This window comes from Cupriavidus sp. GW822-FHT02D05, from assembly GCF_058802485.1.
Map to the genome: position 1 here is coordinate 20,242 of NZ_JBXAOE010000049.1, position 16,551 is coordinate 36,792.

At 63.0% G+C, this 16,551-nt stretch carries 16 protein-coding genes; 3 read left to right on the forward strand and 13 right to left on the reverse strand.

The features are described 5' to 3' along the window. Window positions 1-9: 9 nt before the first annotated feature. From AC1RQK_RS38045 to AC1RQK_RS38090, 10 genes are all read right to left on the reverse strand, one after another. Window positions 10-465, reverse strand: coding sequence for a TadE family protein (locus AC1RQK_RS38045; protein WP_492375039.1), 456 nt, complete (start codon window positions 463-465; stop codon window positions 10-12). Continuing rightward, window positions 462-971, reverse strand: a complete 510-nt coding sequence (locus AC1RQK_RS38050; RefSeq protein WP_492375040.1) for a TadE/TadG family type IV pilus assembly protein — start codon at window positions 969-971, stop codon at window positions 462-464. The genes AC1RQK_RS38045 and AC1RQK_RS38050 overlap by 4 nt, the downstream gene beginning before the upstream one ends. Before the next feature lie 9 nt (window positions 972-980). Beyond that, window positions 981-2,273, reverse strand: a complete 1,293-nt coding sequence (locus AC1RQK_RS38055) for a pilus assembly protein TadG-related protein (protein WP_492375041.1) — start codon at window positions 2,271-2,273, stop codon at window positions 981-983. Between the two features lie 26 nt (window positions 2,274-2,299). Further along, window positions 2,300-2,641 carry a hypothetical protein gene (locus AC1RQK_RS38060; protein ID WP_492375042.1) on the reverse strand — a complete coding sequence of 114 codons (342 nt, stop codon included), beginning with the start codon at window positions 2,639-2,641 and terminating at the stop codon, window positions 2,300-2,302. A 34-nt stretch (window positions 2,642-2,675) separates the two neighbouring features. Beyond that, window positions 2,676-4,523: a type II and III secretion system protein family protein gene (locus tag AC1RQK_RS38065; protein ID WP_492814629.1), complete on the reverse strand. Its 1,848-nt coding sequence runs from the start codon at window positions 4,521-4,523 to the stop codon at window positions 2,676-2,678. A 79-nt stretch (window positions 4,524-4,602) separates the two neighbouring features. After that, entirely contained in the window at window positions 4,603-5,451 is an 849-nt protein-coding gene (gene cpaB, locus AC1RQK_RS38070; protein ID WP_492375044.1) for a Flp pilus assembly protein CpaB, read from the reverse strand. Between the two features lie 43 nt (window positions 5,452-5,494). Further along, window positions 5,495-6,820, reverse strand: a complete 1,326-nt coding sequence (locus AC1RQK_RS38075; RefSeq protein ID WP_150988571.1) for a DUF8689 domain-containing protein — start codon at window positions 6,818-6,820, stop codon at window positions 5,495-5,497. 174 nt (window positions 6,821-6,994) lie between these two features. Further along, entirely contained in the window at window positions 6,995-7,543 is a 549-nt protein-coding gene (locus AC1RQK_RS38080; protein ID WP_492814631.1) for an A24 family peptidase, read from the reverse strand. A gap of 64 nt (window positions 7,544-7,607) precedes the next feature. Further along, window positions 7,608-7,865, reverse strand: a complete 258-nt coding sequence (locus AC1RQK_RS38085) for a Flp family type IVb pilin (protein WP_338404696.1) — start codon at window positions 7,863-7,865, stop codon at window positions 7,608-7,610. A 60-nt stretch (window positions 7,866-7,925) separates the two neighbouring features. Beyond that, window positions 7,926-8,111: a Flp family type IVb pilin gene (locus AC1RQK_RS38090; protein ID WP_043344388.1), complete on the reverse strand. Its 186-nt coding sequence runs from the start codon at window positions 8,109-8,111 to the stop codon at window positions 7,926-7,928. Window positions 8,112-9,181: 1,070 nt separating this feature from the next. On the opposite strand from AC1RQK_RS38090, the gene AC1RQK_RS38095 reads away from it, so the two are divergent. Genes AC1RQK_RS38095 through AC1RQK_RS38105 form a run of 3 tightly spaced genes read left to right on the forward strand, consistent with a single transcriptional unit; the run spans window position 9,182 to window position 12,745 of the window. After that, window positions 9,182-10,450 (forward strand): glycosyltransferase family 87 protein, encoded by a 1,269-nt coding sequence (locus AC1RQK_RS38095; RefSeq protein WP_492814634.1) that lies wholly within the window; start codon window positions 9,182-9,184, stop codon window positions 10,448-10,450. Beyond that, entirely contained in the window at window positions 10,441-11,727 is a 1,287-nt protein-coding gene (locus AC1RQK_RS38100; RefSeq protein ID WP_492814636.1) for a glycosyltransferase family 87 protein, read from the forward strand. The genes AC1RQK_RS38095 and AC1RQK_RS38100 overlap by 10 nt, the downstream gene beginning before the upstream one ends. Further along, window positions 11,720-12,745 (forward strand): glycosyltransferase family 2 protein, encoded by a 1,026-nt coding sequence (locus AC1RQK_RS38105; protein ID WP_150988510.1) that lies wholly within the window; start codon window positions 11,720-11,722, stop codon window positions 12,743-12,745. The genes AC1RQK_RS38100 and AC1RQK_RS38105 overlap by 8 nt, the downstream gene beginning before the upstream one ends. Before the next feature lie 20 nt (window positions 12,746-12,765). Here AC1RQK_RS38105 and AC1RQK_RS38110 read toward each other — a convergent pair whose 3' ends face one another. Genes AC1RQK_RS38110 through AC1RQK_RS38120 form a run of 3 tightly spaced genes read right to left on the reverse strand, consistent with a single transcriptional unit; the run spans window position 12,766 to window position 15,298 of the window. Next, window positions 12,766-13,101, reverse strand: a complete 336-nt coding sequence (locus AC1RQK_RS38110; RefSeq protein ID WP_492375047.1) for a GtrA family protein — start codon at window positions 13,099-13,101, stop codon at window positions 12,766-12,768. 47 nt (window positions 13,102-13,148) lie between these two features. After that, on the reverse strand, window positions 13,149-13,883 hold the full coding sequence (locus tag AC1RQK_RS38115) for a class I SAM-dependent methyltransferase (protein WP_150988516.1): 735 nt from the start codon (window positions 13,881-13,883) through the stop codon (window positions 13,149-13,151). Window positions 13,884-13,921: 38 nt separating this feature from the next. Beyond that, window positions 13,922-15,298: a sigma-54 dependent transcriptional regulator gene (locus AC1RQK_RS38120; protein ID WP_150988519.1), complete on the reverse strand. Its 1,377-nt coding sequence runs from the start codon at window positions 15,296-15,298 to the stop codon at window positions 13,922-13,924. Window positions 15,299-16,551: the final 1,253 nt, after the last annotated feature.

Here is a 16,551-nt window from a genome sequence, read left to right on the forward strand (position 1 = left end):
TCGGGCAATCTAGCTGCAAACCGATCCACCGCTTGACGAGTTCATGCTCTCTCGGGACAGCGTGGATGTGAAGGGTGGCATGGTCAGCGTGATCGGAAGCAAGGGGATGAACGTGCGTACCGAGACGTTGGATATGCTGACGGTTGCGCTCTGGCAGGTGCCCCGCGCGGTGACCGCATCGGAGTCGCATCCCGTTGGCAGATAGTTGAGCTGGATGTTGGAGGCGCTGAGCAGTGGCAACAGTGAGCGCATCTTGGTCTTGATGATCGCGTCGTCGGCGTCGCAGACGATGGCCATGCGCGCGCCAAGCCGTGTGGCCTCGGCTGCGGTGTTCCAGTAGAACAGCACGCGGGAGAACTCCACGATGCCAATCAGCAGGGGGAAGAAGATGCCGGCTATCAAGGCGAACTCGACAGCAGTCGCGCCGCGCTGCCGCGTAGGCCGGAAGAGGGTTCGCGTTTTCATAGCACCTGCCTCATGACGGTAGCGATGTCGGTAAAGGTCAATCCGCTTGCATTGATGAAGGTCTGGATGGGCGAGTACGTATATCCGGTGATCTTTACCGTGACGAGGTTGATCGTGCCGGCCGGCGTGCCAGTGCCCGTACTGTTGTCGTAGGTGCTCACGTTGGCGAATGACATGCCGGGGCAGCCTGATGCGTCGACCCTATCGCAGATCACTACCATCGATGTAGTAAGGCCGGTCGCGAGCGCTGAGCCCGAGCAGCTCGTATTGCCGTAGACGGCCAGGCATTTCGCCGACCCCGTTGGATAGCTGATATCCAGCGGAGAGAACTGCGACAGGTAGCGGGCCGCGGAGCGCGTGCCTTTGGTCAGGGTGTCGAACTGGTAGATGGCGCGCCCGAATTCCGCCACGCCACAGACCATCAGCAGCATGGGGACCAGGAGAATGCCGAACTCGACGGCCGCCACGCCGCGATGGTGCGCCAGGAGCATTTTTCTTGTCTTCATGATCTCCTCCTATTGCACGAGAACCGGCACTAGCGGCCCTACGCCAGTACCTGCGCCAGGGATGCCTTGCGTCGCGCAGGGGCTGCCTGGCGCGCTTGAGTCGCCCCGGTACTCGAGCCGCACGGAATCGATGTTTCCGCCGGTTTGCATGGGCTCGATCATCAGCAGGCAGGCCCAGCTTATTACCGGTGCGCTATGGTTGCCGGGGTTGGCGAAACCGGAGCAGTCCACAATCGGTGCGAGCACGAGGCGACGATCCGCGCCGCTCTGGTACGAAGCTGCGGGGGCGGCATTGCCCTGTGTGCTCAGCCCGGTAACGGAGTCGCCCTGATAGGCACGATAGGCCTTGCGCGCGGCAAGGAAGTTCGGCTGGGTCTTGCCCGATGTATCCACGGAGCTGCCGTCGTAAGCGCTGCTCTTTGCCGTCCAGGTGGTGTCGTTGTATGTGAATCCCGTAAAGTCGGTCACGCCTAGCACTTTCGAGCCTTTGACGATGCCGAAGCGGCTGTTCCAGTCATCCGCCAGTGATGCCTTGTTGCCGGCAGATCCAATCAATGTCCCTTGGGCAGGCAGGTTGCACTGTCCCGCGCCGTCAAGTTGCTTCGCAATCTGGCTGGCACTGTTGCCTCCGCCCAGGTCCGCCCAGCCAAAGTTGCCACCTCCGTAGGTGCCCTTGTTGCTGGAGTCGAGCTTGGTCACCAGCCACTGCCCGGTGGTGTAGGGGGACTGTGGCGGGCTGATGGTGCTGGGTTTGCAGACAAAGACGGGGATGGCGCAGGTCGTCTGAGCAGAGCCGGTGGTTGCCACCGCGAACGAGGCGACGGTTGTGGGCCCGATACTCACGCCCGGCAGGAAGTTGAGCACCTGGGCGAACCAATTGGCAATGCCGGCGCGGCTGACAGAGCATTTGACGTACTTGATGCTGGCGAGCGGGTAGCTGACGCTGTTCTTGTCCAGGAAGGGGTCGGCCAATGCGTCGCTGTATGTCACGCTTTGGTTAGCGACAAGCTGTACCGACTCGCTCTGGAACAATGCCATGTTACGAAGGCCGGCGGTAATTCCCGCCGCTTCCGAGACGGTGAGCGGTGTCGCTCCCGTCAGGTCGCGCGCTGCAGCCAGCGCACAGGCATCCGCGCCGTTCTGCAGTTCGCTCTTGGCGACGTAGAGTTTGCCCAGGTCGAGCGCCAGGCCGAGGAAGCCTACCAGCATGACCAGCGCGATCGCAACGATGATCGCTACCGCCCCGCGCTGCCGGGCGCGATGGCTCGACAGCGCGGTCCTGCGAAGCGTTGATTTGGACATGATGAGTCTCCCCGAGCAAACCGATTTCAGCGCGTTCCCGCACCGCCCGCCATGCCGATGCCGCCGAAGCCCCCCGCACCGAAATCCATGCCACCTGCAGCGCCGGTGCCGGCGGGGCGCAGGCGTATCAGCGACCGCTCGTAGTTGGTCATTGCGGCCACGGCGGTCTTGCCATCGGTGCCCGTCAGCGACGGCAGTCCAGCGGGCGCATCGGGATTGATGATCTGGGAGCGCGTCACGGTGGTAACGGCCTCGCCAAAATGCTTGTCCCAGTTTGGCGTCGAAGTCATGCAGGCGGACAGGGTCAGATTGCCAAGCACTGCCAGCGTGACGGCGGCGCGGCGCGCGTACTTCAGGTTCTCTTTCATGGTGGTTCTCCTCGTGGACGGACGCTTCGGCAGCTCAGTTGGCGCTCGGTGTTTCGGCCGGGCGGGCTCTGTCCGGCGCCAGGCCGCTGGGGCTGGCAGTGGTAGCGGCGCGCGCCTGCGCCAGCCGTGCCGCGGTGGCTTCGATGCGCGCGATGCGCGTGGCGGCAGCGTCCGCCGGCGGAACGCCCGCAGTGCTCGCCCGGGGCGCGGGCGGGGAGATGACGGGCACGTCATCCAGCGGCTTGGCTGCCGGAACCATGCTCAGCGGAGCCTTTGGTGCCTGCGGAGCGGGCGCTGCCGGGACCGCTGCCGGCGCGGGAGCTGCCGGGGCAGGCAGCGAGGGCGTCGGGCTCGGTGCATCAGTCTTCTTGCCGGAGCCTTCCATATTGCCCATCAGGTAGAGCGCGAGCGGGTTCGGTGTCGAGAAGCTGTCGGTTGGCAGCGGATAAGATGCGCTTTGCATGGGTTGGACCAGGTGCGGGGTGATGATGAACACCAGTTCGGTCAGGTCCTGCTGGAAAGACGTGCTGCGAAACAGCGTGCCCAGCACGGGAACTTCGCCGGCGCCCGGCAATGCCTTTAGCGAGCCGCGTGCGCTGTTTTGCAGCAGGCCGCCAATGGCAAAGCTCTCTCCGTCCCGCATCTGCACGGTGGTGGAAGCGCGGCGGGTGGTGATCAAAGGCAGGATGGTCTGTCCCGTCAGGCTGCTGCCGCTGACCGTGGCGCCGGTGGGCGAGAGCTCGGAGACCTCGGGCGCCACCCTGAGATTGATGTGCCCATTTGCCAGTACGGTCGGCGTGAACTTCAGGCCAACGCCAAACTCCTCCTGTTGCAGGGTGATGGTGGATGCACCACCGAGGGCATTGCTTTGCGCCACCGGGATATAGATCTTGCCGCCAGCGAGGAAGCTTGCTTCCTGGCCGCTGATGGTGACCAGGTTCGGCTCGGCCAGGATCTTCACCAGACTGTCATTCTTCTGCGCATCGACGGCCACGTTGAAGGGCCGGTTGTTCGCCTTGTTGGCGAAGATGGCCCCGGACGCGCCGCTCAGCAGCGAGGTCACCAGGCCACCGCTCCAGGAGCCGAAGCCGCCCTGGAGGTTGACCGCCGAACCGAGTTGATTCAGCAACGTCTTCGACACTTCGGCCACCTTGACCTCGAGCATGACCTGCTGTGGCGTGTCAACAGACAGCATGTTGAGGACGCCGCCTTTCTTGTTGCCCTCGCCCTGCGCCGCCGCGGCGTACGCATAGGCGATCTCCATGGCCTGTTGCGCGGCCTGCGCGTTCGAAACGCTGCCTGAGAGCACCAGGTTGTCAGCGGCTGTCAGCACGCGGATCTGCGATTCGCCGGGCATCAGTTGCGCCAGCGAGGTCTGGAGGCCGCCGGCGTCTGCATTGACCACCACGTTGATGATGCTGCAACCGCCACTGCGTCCTTGCACGATCATGTTCGTGGTGCCGACGCTGCGGCCAAGCACGTAAAGGGTTTGCGGCGACACCATGGTGGCCTGGACTACATTGGGGTTGCCGAGCGTGCGGTTGCGTACCGGCTCTGGCAGGGGGATCAGCGATGACTTGCCGACCGGCACGATGATATTGCTCTCGTTGCGGATCGCGCCGGTGCAGTTCGGCCCACGGCTGTCCGCGGGCACGGCGGCAGCCGGCGCGGGCGCCATGCTGATGGTCATCTGCACCGGGCCGCCGGCAGGCGCGCCCATGGCCGCCTTGGCAGGCGCCGCGGTGGTAGATTTGGCGATGGCGCCGGCTTCGAGCGCCACCTGGGCAGCTGCACCCAACGGTACGCACAAGATTGCACCCGCGACGCTCGCGAGCGCAATGGCTCGGGCACCACTCAGGACTTCCGTATTGACGTTGTTCATTTCGTGTCTCCCCCCGGAGAGGCTGTACATCGCGCCTAGAGTTGCCAAATAGAATCTGGCTGGGCGGCCGCCCTGGCCATCAGAAACATTCAACACTGCCCTGGATGCCGGCCAGCACACCGATGCAATGGCCTGGCCTGGCCGGTGTCGCTACGAGCGGGCGCGGTCTTGCCGGCGCGTGCGGCGCATTGACCGTGACCACCTTGACGGGCTGTTCCGTCGGCGGCGTGCCGAGCAATGTGATCTTGGTGGCGCCACCGGTGCTGACCGCGGCGACGTCGACCTGGTTGCGCAGGACGAGCGACAGGGTGCCCACACTGCGGGCGACGTCGAGCTTCTCTGCCTGCTCGGGCGTGACTTCGAGCGTCACGGCATTGACGACTTTCGGCTGGGTGTCGTCGCGGCTGACTTGCTGGGCTACCGCCAGCACCAGGATTTTTTCCAGCACGATCTTGGAGATGCTGCCATTGCCCGCGCCCTTGGCCTCGGTCTCGTTCGTGTTGACAATCACGTCGACGTGATTGCCTGGCAGGGCAAAGCCCGCCACCCCGACCACATCATTGACGCGTACGGTGATGGCGCGCCTGCCCTGGCCAATCACGGCAGAGAGTCCACCTTTGGTGCCCAGCGGAGCGAGCTTGGCGTCGAGAATCGGCTCTCCGCGTTGGACACTGGTGCGAACCACGCGCCCCTCGAGGGATTTGAGGTCCTCAAACGCGCCAGGCGGCACGCTTCCAGCTGGCCAGCTCACCAGGCTAAGTTGCGCATTGGTGAGCGGTTGTCCGAGATTCAGGTCGCCGGTTGCCACTACGACCTGTTTGAGAGAGCTGGAAGATTGTTGCACCAGCCATCGCGAGGCGGAGACGACCGCCGCGACCCCCGCGACCAGGGCGATGAACAGCATCAGAATTGCTCGAGCGTTTTTCATGATGACTCCCCTTACCGTTGTTCGTTAGACAGCATGCCTGCACTCAGCTGGCGGCCTGAGGCGCGGCCTGCCATGCGATCCCCATGCCGCAGGGACGCGTGGATTCGGGTACTGCCTGCGCACCGAAATAGCACTTCCAGGCGCCGCGCAGCGCGTCCTGCGTCACCTGCGGCGGACCGCGGTGGTAGAGCACGCTGGACGCCACCAGCACAAGCAGGTCACGTGGAATGCAGGCCAGGAGCGGTGTCCTGCTGGGGAAGTGCAGTCCCTCCAACAGGAAGTCGAATGCCGCTTCGGTACTTTCCAGTCCGACGTCGCTGGTGGCGCGCAGGTACACCTCGCGGTAGTCATCGCTCGACAAGGGGCCGATGAAGAGCTTGCTGCCGAGCCGCCGCAGGAATGCCTCGTCGCCCAGCTGCTGGGGATCCAGGTTCGTCGAGAACACCGGCCACACATCGAACGGCACCGTGAATCGCACGCCGGTCTGCAGCGAGAACATGTCGACGCCGCGGTCCAGGGGCACAATCCAGCGGTTGAGCAACTCGCTCACGCCTACCAGTTGGCGCCCAAGGTCATCGACGATGTAGATGCCATTGTTGGCTTTCATATGCGGTGGCGCCTGGTAGAAGCCCGACATGGCGTCGTAGCGCAGGTCCAGCATGGACAGCGTCAACTCGCCCCCCGACAATACGGCGGGGCGGTGGCAGATGGTCCAGCGGCGATCGGTCGAGCGCTGCTGCAGCGCTGCGTCGGCGGTATCGAAAGGGACATGCACGAGCGGGTCAAAGACCTGGATGATCTCGCCGGCGACGGTAATCGCGTGCGGTACCGGCACGGCACCTGGCAGGAGCTTGCCAAGGCGCTGTGCCAGGTAAGTCTTGCCGCTGCCGGCGGGGCCATACAGCATCAGCGCCCGGCCGGTATTGACTGCCATGCCCACCTCGTCGAGCAGGTGAGAAGGGATGACCAGGTCGCCGAAGGCCGCAGTCATATCGTCCCTGGATACCGATGCCTGGCGCACGGAGTGACGCTGGACGGCAGCGAGATACGCGTCGAGGGTGACCGGCGCTGCGCCGACATAGCTGCTGCGCGCAACCAGTTCGGCGGCCCTGGCATACCCCGCATCGGTCAGGCGGAAGCGTACGTCAAGGTCGCTTGTGCCGCGGCGCGCCACCTCTAGCATGCGCTCTTGCACCGCGATGCTGGCGATCTCGTGGGTCACCATGGCGGGCAACTTGAGGGTGTCGGCCAACTGGGCGAGCATGGCGCTGCGATGCAGGTAGGCCGCCTTCATCAATAGTCCCACCAGCAGTGTGACGTCGATGCCGGTGTCGGCGACCGTCCTCGGCGCGGGATGCCACGGATGCATCTGTTCGCGCCTGGCATCGTCCGGGCTATCGGCTTCGATGCCTGGCGTGGGTGCCCGCTGCGCAGTTCCCGATGTTTTGTGTTCGATCATTGCTCCCCCCGTCTATTGGCTGGTACGGCCTTACAAGTCCAATTTCAGTTTCTTGTTCAGGTGAGTCATGGCGAATGGCTGTCGTTACACGGAGGCGAACAGCACGCTGATCGTGCCCGCGGCAATGGCCACGCCGTAGGGCAGCGACCCGACCGACCAGGACGATTCGTTGCTGGCACTGCTGTCCTGGGTGAGCGCAGGCCTGATCCGACCGAACGACGTCAGCATCAAGGCAAGGTTGTGGCGCAACTGACCAAGGCTGCCACGCCACAACGTCAGTGACAGCGCCCACACCCCACCGGCCACGAAGGTAGCCAGCGCAATCTCGAACGCCATCGGCGCGCCCAGCCAGGCACCCACCGCGGCCATCAATTTGACATCGCCGGCTGCCATGCCGCGCAGAAGGTAGAGGGGCAGGAACAGGGCGAACCCGGTGAGCCAGCCACTTGCCCAGGTCAGAGCTCCGGCGCTCCAGCCGTGCATGATGATCTGCACAGGCAGCGCGAGCAGCCACGCCCCGAAGGTCAGCCAGTTGGGAATGCGACGTTGCTGGGCATCGATGGCTGCTGCGGTCAGGACCAGCACGATCACCAATGGACCGACGCATTGCGGTAAGGCGGACTGGGCTAGCATGATGTTCCCTCTACTTTTTTTGTTCTGTCTGTGCCGGCCCGTTATTCGGACCTGGCATTCCTGCTCAAGCGGTGACTGCGGAAGCGATCTTCTGGTAAAGGTCAAACACGCTGGTGCCAACCGACGTGACCGAGAAGAGTATGGCGACGGCGATCAGGAGACCCAGCAACGCGTACTCGATGGAAGTCACCCCGGATTGATCACGATGTAGTTCCCTGAGCATTTGTCTTAGCTTTGGCATGGTGTCCGCCGTGTCGTCGTGGATCGTTGGATTGGGCAGGATGGCTCGTGTCGTGAAGCCCCCCTTTCCACCGTGTGCCATCGTGATTCCGCCTCGGCCAAGGCGGGGTGCGGACGGGCTGAAGAGCCCGTCCGCGTCGCTTTAGCCGTTAGCCGACGTGAGCGAAGTGCCAATCTTGTTGAAGGTGGTCGCGAGCTGCGTGCCGACGATCGTGACCGCACCAATGATCACGACGGCGATCAGTGCTGCGATCAGGCCGTACTCAATGGCGGTGACGCCATCTTCATCGTTGGCGAAGCGCTTGATGTTGTTGATCAGGGTATTCATGGCAATCTCCTTCGGTGTCGGGAAAAAACTTGATGCAATGAAAATCAACTACGGGCGAGGGTTGTTCGTTGCGGAGGGCCGCAGATTGCGAAGGCGTGGAACGGCCACTTACCACCCTTGTGTTCGCGACAAAGCCGAGAGATGGCGGCGCTATGCGTGGCGGCAATCCGGATCCCGTCCAGCATGCCCTTCACCAGCGCCTGCGAGGGTAGTCCTGGCAGGCGATTCGGTGTGCCGTCCCTCCAGATAGTCCTTGCGGCTTCCGGATGGACAGCGGGCACGGCGTGTTGGCGGTCAGCAGTCATGGCGTAAGTTCATTTAGCTGATTCGTTGTCGGGCTTCGGCGCCGTTGATGCGTGCCTCCGCTTCCTCGGCATCCAGCTGGAGCTGTCCAGGGGCCGTATGCCAGACCATAGGCAAAAGCTGGGCCACCCCACCGCGATTCGTTGAATTCAAAGGGTCTCCGGGAGGGCGGGCGCGCAGAGAGCGTGCCAGCCAGGGTCTGCGTCGGCATCGTCGTTGCTGCGTGGAAACGTGCGGCGCGGCGCCCGACGCGTTACGGCGGCCTATGGATGAGCCGTGACCGATCCGCCTAGTCCTAAGTCGCTAGGAAGGAAGGATGACTTTCCGAAAATGGGCATTGCAAAGGGCGTGCACAGCCTCTGCACGCGGACGCGAGGCCCGGCAGATCCGCCGAATGGTTGAGGTGACGGCGGCGAGGCTGGCGCCAAGTGGCATGTTTCCGGCGAGAAACGTCAAATGGCAGCCCGTCTTACGGAGATCTGGCACGTCCTCGGCGCCAGGCCTGGCTCTGGGAGCTATTCGCTTGCGATTCAAGGCTGAAACGTTGGGCCTTTATCGCCCTGGAAAGCCGCAAAACGCGGTGTTTTCCGGCAGGGGGCGCGCTTGTTTAATCTTGGGATTCAGACAAGACTAAAACCACGGCACCCGAAGAGAAACTGAGAGTGCGTGCCAGGAAGCAGCTAAAGATGCTCGGCAAATAGTGCGTCGAAAGCCAGAGGCAAACCGGCATCGCGCAGCGCCTTTTTCAACGCACGAGAAAAGCGCCATTGCGAGGACATGAACAGGAGCGAATTGTGAGGGCCAGAACGCGCGAAGGCAAGGAATCCCCGCAGTCCGGCGCGCTCGGCCTCGACCGGGTTCGCTTCTACAGCATTGTCGTGCTGGTGTTCTTCGGTCTATTTGTCGTCGCTTGGGGATGGGCCAGCAACGGCTTCATGAGCGGCCGTGCGGCGCGTCCCGGGGTGGATTTTTCCGTATTCTGGAGCGCGTCCTATCTAGCGCTGCAAGGGGCTGCGCAGGATGCCTATGTGTTTGAGTCGCTGGCCCCGGTAATGGCGGCGTTCGGCTCGCAGGCCTCAGGCGGCGATTTCTTTATGCCCTGGCTCTATCCGCCGACATTCCTGCTGGCTGTGCTGCCATTGGCGCTGCTGCCGTTCCCGGTCAGTTATTTCCTCTTCTCAGCCGGCACGGCGTATCTCTATGTAACGTCCCTGCTAAGGTTGCTTGGTTCCGCAACGAGCTGGAGGTCTGGGAATTGGCTGCCGATCGTCGCGTTTCCTGGGGTTTTGCTGACCCTCTTGCTGGGGCAGAATTCCATGCTGACAGCCAGCTTAGCGGCACTCTCGATGTGCTGGCTGCAGCGGCGCCCGGTGCTCGCCGGCATTTGTATTGGCCTGCTCTGTATCAAGCCGCAGCTCGGCCTCTTGTTTCCCATTGCCTTGATCGCGGCACAGGCGTGGAGGGCCCTCGCCGCCGCGGCCCTGACCGCACTAGCGTTGCTTGGCGCCAGCCTGGTGGCGTTTGGCTGGGAGACCATCCCGGCCTTTCTTGGCGCTGCCGAACTGGCGCGGGTGCAGCTGATCGAGCATAGCCCGCAGGGGTGGCTCATTTCGCCAACAGCGTTTGCGGCGGTGCGCCTGTCCGGCGGCAGCATCGCCCAGGCTTATCTGGCCCAGGGCCTGGTTGCCTTGTTTTCGATCTGTGGCCTGCTCTATGTCTGGTTGCGGCAGACTCCCACAGGGCTTCGCGTCGCCATGCTCGCCACGGCCACCATGCTGACGACCCCATATCTTCATGGCTATGAGCTGACCTGGATGGGGCTTGCCATCGTCGGCATGGTGAGCGACTGCCTTAGGCGAGGATGGCTGCGCGGCGAGCAGCAATTGCTGGTAGCCGTGTGGCTCTTGCCCTTGTATGAACTTCTCAATCCCTTCATGAAGCTCCCGCAGATCGGTCCCGTGATCCTGATCCTGGTGGCCGGCGCAATCCTGCGGCGGGCGGGCATCCAGGTGGCGTGGAGCGTGACATGCGCATGATGAGAGCCGCTGCCGCTGCCGCTGCCGCAGTCGATGGCGACCAGGTGCCGGACGAGCACTGGCTGAACCCCGAGCGGGTGCGCCTGTACTCAGCCGTGGCGCTCGTCGCCTACGTTCTCTTCTTCTCGATCTGGATCTGGCGTGCCTGTCTGTCGAGGCAAGGTGATGCGAGCCTGTTCGGTGGCGACTTTGTCGCCTTCTGGAGCGCTGCCCAGCTTGCCCTGAACGGAAACCCGACGGGTGCCTACGATGATGCCACCTTGCGGCTGGTCGAGATCGCCGCGATGCCGGCCCTTGCCTCCGCCGGGGGCACGCTTCCGTGGCTTTATCCGCCTAGCTTCCTGCTGCTGGTCTGTCCGTTGGCGCTGCTTTCATTCGGCGCAGCGTACGGGGCTTTTATCGGGACGACCGGTGCGCTCTACCTGTGGGCGGGGAGCCGCATTGTTTCCTGGCGCGGCGCATGGCTGCCAGGCATGGCTTTCCCCGGTATCGCCGTGGTGTGCGCGACGGGGCAGAATGCCCTGCTCACTGCCGGTCTGGCCGCGCTCTCGCTGACGATGGTGCGGCGTCACCCGGTTGCTGCCGGGCTGGTGATGGGAATCCTGACCATCAAGCCGCACCTGGCGTTGCTGTTCCCGCTTGCACTGGTTTGTGCCCGGGCCTGGAAGGCGCTGGCAGCCATGGTGGCTTCTTCAGCCGCGCTGCTGGCTTTGAGCGCTTCGGTGTTCGGCACGGAGACCTTTTTCTCATTCCTCGCCAATGCGGATATGGCACGCCTCGCGGTGGAGGGCGGCGAGGCAAAGCTCGTCCGGATGCCGACAGTGTTTGCCTTGATGAGATTGCTGGGCGGCAATCTCGCGCTCTCCTATGGCATCCATGCCATGGTGGCGGCCCTTGCCGCCGGCGTCGTGATCTATGCGTGGTGCAGGCCGGCCAGTTTCCCGCTGCGGGCGAGCGCTTTGATGGCGGCCACGCTGATGCTCAGTCCTTATCTCTACGACTACGACCTCGCATTTCTCGGTTTCGTGATTCTCTGGCTTACCGGTTATGCCATTGAGCGCGGATGGATGCGCTGGGAGAAGGAGTTGCTACTCGTCCTTTGGCTCACGCCACTGCTCGGGTTGCTTGTTGTCCAGGCGATCGGATTCCAGTTCATGCCGCTTGCGATCCTGGCAACGTTGTTTCATGTAGTCCGTCGAATCCGCACGGAGCGAGTTCAGAACCCGGAGCCGTGCCACAACAATGAAACGCGGGTGGGGGAGGTGGGTCATGATTGATCAATACGATAGCAAGCAGATCTCTCTGGTGGTGCCATTTTTCAATGAGCGCGATGCTATTCCAGGGTTCTTCAAATCTGTTGTGCCAGTACTCGAATCGATCGAGGCGGCCACGTTCGAGATCGTCTGCGTCAATGATGGCAGCAACGACGGCACGCTGGAAAGGCTGCTTGAGATCTCGCGGCGGGACGCTCGCGTGCGGGTGATCGACCTGACGCGGAATTTTGGCAAGGAAGCCGCGCTTACCGCGGGGATCGATGAGGCGCTTGGCGATGCGGTCATCCCGATCGATGCGGACCTGCAGGATCCGCCAAGCCTGATTCCCGTCCTGGTTGCGCGCTGGCGGGAGGGGGCCGAGGTCGTCCTCGCACAACGCGCGAGCCGCTCGTGCGATTCGTTTCTCAAGCGCACGGCGGCGCTGGCCTACTACCGGGTGCATAACTATCTGTCGGAACTGAAGCTGCCGGAGAACGTCGGCGATTTCCGGCTGATGGACCGCGTGGTCGTCAATGCGCTCAAGCAGTTGCCGGAGCGCAGGAGATTCATGAAAGGCTTGTTCGCCTGGGTGGGCTATCGGACCGTGATTGTGCCCTACGAGCGTGAGGCGCGTAACGCCGGGCATTCCAAGTTTTCCGGCTGGCGTCTGTGGAATCTCGCCCTGGAGGGCATTACCAGCTTCAGCACGCTGCCGTTGCGCGTATGGACGTATCTGGGGTTCCTGATCGCCTCCATCGCTTTCTGGTACGGCATCTTTATTATTGCGCGCACGATTGTGCTTGGCGTGGAGGTGCCCGGCTATGCCTCCTTGCTTTCGGTGCTGCTGTTCTTTGGCGGAGTTCAGCTCATCGGCATCGGTGTGGTAGGGGAGTATGTCGGCCGCATCTACTACGAAGCCAAGGGGCGGCCCATCTACCTGGTGCGCCGTCGCTATCAGGAACGGCGCCAGACGGGGCAGCTTGCCGCCGGCAAGCGGGTGGTCAACCTGGCCAGCGTGCGGCGAGTATCCCAGGAGCGGTGATGCATGTTGCTGGGGGCAGCTTATCGGTAGGTCCAGATCTTATGCATCAGGAAGCTGAAGGGCGTCACCACCATGACGATCACCAGCAAACCGATCCAGTAGCTGCCCCCCGTTGCCTGGACGGCCCAGGAGATGAGCACCGTGAGGATCAGCGCGAGCGCGGATACAACAAGAAAGCGCGCGAGGTTCTTGCGGTGCAGCCGGCTCGAGAAGCTCCACAGTGTATTGAGCAGGTAGGAGCAGCCCGTTGCCATGATGAAGGCAACACCGTTGGCCAGCATGGGTGACGCCGAGCCCCAGGCGATGAGTGTCGAGGCCGTTGTCACATGCAGCAGGGTCGCTGCGACACCTGACAAGGCGAAGCGCATAAGCCGGGTTGTACCGGCGCGATCGATCCGTGCGCTCACGGCAGCCGGGCAACAGCCAGCAGGGAGATGCCGAAGGGCAGAGGTGACATCGAGAGCCAATGCCGTTCCGCGGAGAATATCCGGTGCAGCAGGGCATTGAGCGGTGCTGCGGGCACCGCGCTGCCCGTCGAGGCAAGGCTGCCGCTGAGCCGGTCCTTGAGGCGTGCGGCAATGGCAAACGGGCACAGCAGCGCGTTGAAGTGCGATATCCGCTCGAGTTCCAGGCCCGCGGCGCTGACGGTTGCGCGCAACGCCTGCCGGCTGTAACGCCGCTGGTGGTGCAGGAATTCGTCGTGCTGGCTCCAGAGCCACTGATAGGCTGGCACGGTGATCAGCACCGCGCCGCCTGGCTTCAGAATGCGTCGTGCGCTCACAAGCGAGGCCGTATCCTCGGCGATATGCTCAAGGCAGTCCAGAAAGCAGATGAGGTCGAAGCCCTGCGCGGAAAATGGGATATCGTCGGGCCACCTGCCGCCGCGGATATCGAATTGGCCCGCCGTCTTCTGTTCGGCGATTTGCCGCGCGGTGGCATCCATTTCGACGGCGCTCACCTTGCCAAAGCGGGAAAGCATGGCGAGATTGCCGCCCGTGCCGGCCCCCACTTCGAGGATGGACGCGTCGGCCGGCAAGCGCAGGCGCTTGATCATGGCTGCGACGATATCCCGGCGGCCGCGGAACCACCAGTGAGCGGCTTCGGTTTGCGCCATTTCAAGATAGGCATTGGGCGACATGGCTTTGCTCCTGTACTAACGCGCTTTCTGGCATTGGACTAGCCTTGCAGGCAAACCATGCCCAACCCGCCCTTTCTCACCTGAAGCCTGTGCTCGCGCATCATCCGGAACAGTGTGACTCGCGAGATCCCTAGTTCGGCGGCCACGTCGATAAGCCGCTCGTGGTGCCGCTGCAAGGCCTCCTTGACGGCATTCAGCTCCGCCGCCTCGCGCACTTCCGCCAGTGTCTGGGGGCGGGTCTCGGGAGGTGGTTGCAGGTCCAGGTCGCACGGTGTGATGACGCCGTTCTCGCACATGGCTGCCGCATGCCGGATACGGTTGATCAGCTCGCGGACGTTTCCGGGCCAGTCATGCGCACTGAGGGCGCGCAGCGCCGCTGGCGAGAAGCCCTTGATATGATCCGGGGAATGCGAGCGGATATTGTTCAGGATATGCTCGGCCAGCAGCGTGATATCGCCTTCCCGTTCGCGCAACGGCGGCTGCTTCACGCGCAGCACGCACAGGCGGTGATAGAGGTCGCCGCGGAAGCGTTCTGCCGCAACTGCCGCGTCGAGATCGACGTGCGTAGCAGACACAATGCGCGCATCGACCGTGATCGACTCGGTGCTGCCCAGCCTTTCTATGCGGCCGGTTTCCAGAAAGCGCAGCAGGCTGGCCTGGCTTTCGAGCGGCATATCCCCGATCTCGTCGAGGAAGAGGGTGCCTCCGTGTGCCATCTCGATGCGCCCGGGCTTGCGCTTGAGGGCTCCGGTGAAGGCGCCGCGCTCGTAGCCGAACAGTTCCGACATGAGCAGGGTGGGGGGGATTGCCGCGCAGTTGACTGCCACGAAAGGCTGCCCGGCGCGCCGGGAGGCGCGGTGGATCGCCTGGGCGGCTAGCTCCTTGCCCGTGCCCGATTCGCCGGCGATGAGTACCGGCGTATCCCATCTGGAGACTTTCTCTACGCCGCGAAACAGGCTTTGCATGGCAGCGCAATTGCCGATCATGCCGTCGAGGCCGCTCGCCGGGATCGGTGGATGCGAGGCCTCCAGGCGCAGCTGCACCATGCCGACCGCGTGGCCCAGGGAATGGGCCAGCGCCGACATATCGCAAGGATCTCTGTAGTAGTCGACGAAGTGCAGCCCGAGCAAACGGCGCGCTGAATCCGAGAGCGCTTCCTTGCTCGTGACAGTGGCGACCCAACTCATGTTCGGCTGAGCGAGCCAAGGCTCGAACGACTCGAGTTCGGCGTCACTGAATCCACTGTGTATATCGAGGAGCCCGCTGATGGGCTGCGTGTCCTGGGCGAGTGCGTCGAGCTCTCGCTGGTTTGACGCGAAGATCAGCTTCCAGCCTTGTTGCGCCAGGAACCTGCAACGCATGGCGTCGTGATGCTGCGACAGATACAGCAGCGGACGATTGACGTACGCGGTCATATAACCCTCCCCCGATCTCTTCTTCTTGTTGCGAGCTAGTGTCCGTTCCGGACTTGTTCTAGTTCGCGGTCTTCTTGAAGGGCGATGCCTGATCCAGCGCATCGCGGCTTCGGGAATGGAGGGTCTTCAGTTTGCCAGCTGCGTGGCGCTCGGGGGCCGGACCACATCGGGCCCGGCTCGATCACCGCACCTGGCTAAGCACGAATGCCAGCTTGTCACGAACGAGGGTGAAAATTGAACGTCGGCATAATGCCGACAAGCTCCCCGGACCCGACTCGCATGGTGGACCTCCCGTCCCCACCTGACTTCAGGAACCCTGCCAACGGGCAAAGCCCGCCGGAGCACCCGCACCCGGCACGTCACGGACTGTGCATCGCGCCTTGCGCAGCTGCCGCGGGTCGATCCTGACCATTGACGGATCGACCCGCGCCTGAAATGACTGCAACTGCCTATCATCGGGCAGGCACGTTTGCGCATGCCTGTCCTGCCTGGGCCGTGTAGTTATCTGGCGCGGCCCTGCGCCTGAGCCCCTCCCCTGATCCCGCCTGGGCTTGCGGGGTTTTTTATAACCTTGTTGTCGGACTTGGTGGTTGCAAGGCGGTGCCGGTTGTTGTGGTCTGGCTTGCGGCTTTAGTCCGATCAGATGTTCTGCGAAGCATAAATGCGACGAACGTGCCAACGCTGCTAAGTCATTGATTTCACTAACAGGGCCGGTAATGAGCGCGTTGCTTGCCAACGCAAGTGTGTAACAGAATGTTTCTCCCGTGTTACTGCGCATCGGCCTGCGAATCTTGTGCTTCAGTATGCCCCCGACCGTGAAATGCGAAGTTCTAGCACCTTGAGCTTGTTGGATGGAACGGCTGCTTCGCATTTCCAAGCTCGTGCTTCCGTCCCGGATGCGTGCTCTCCCATTGCCGGCACGTGGCCTGCGGTAGCGCTATCCCGGCATCAGCGGGTCAAATGGTTGCATTTCTGAAAATGCGTATCTCCGGCGGTACTCGGTGCGAGGGCTGGAAAGAACTAGCAGTGGCACGTACCGATGAGAACGAAAGTACGAGAGATTCTTACTAACGACAAAGATCGTAGTCCGAAGGGTGGACGATATAGCGCGCGACGTACTTTTCACAAGCCAGAACGCGGGCCGGACTCATCTGTATGGATGAGTTGCGCATGCCTTACATAAATCGCCGGTATCACGCGGATCGGTTGCATTTGTGAAAACGGGCCCGGATCTGCAAAGGCACGGTGCCTCG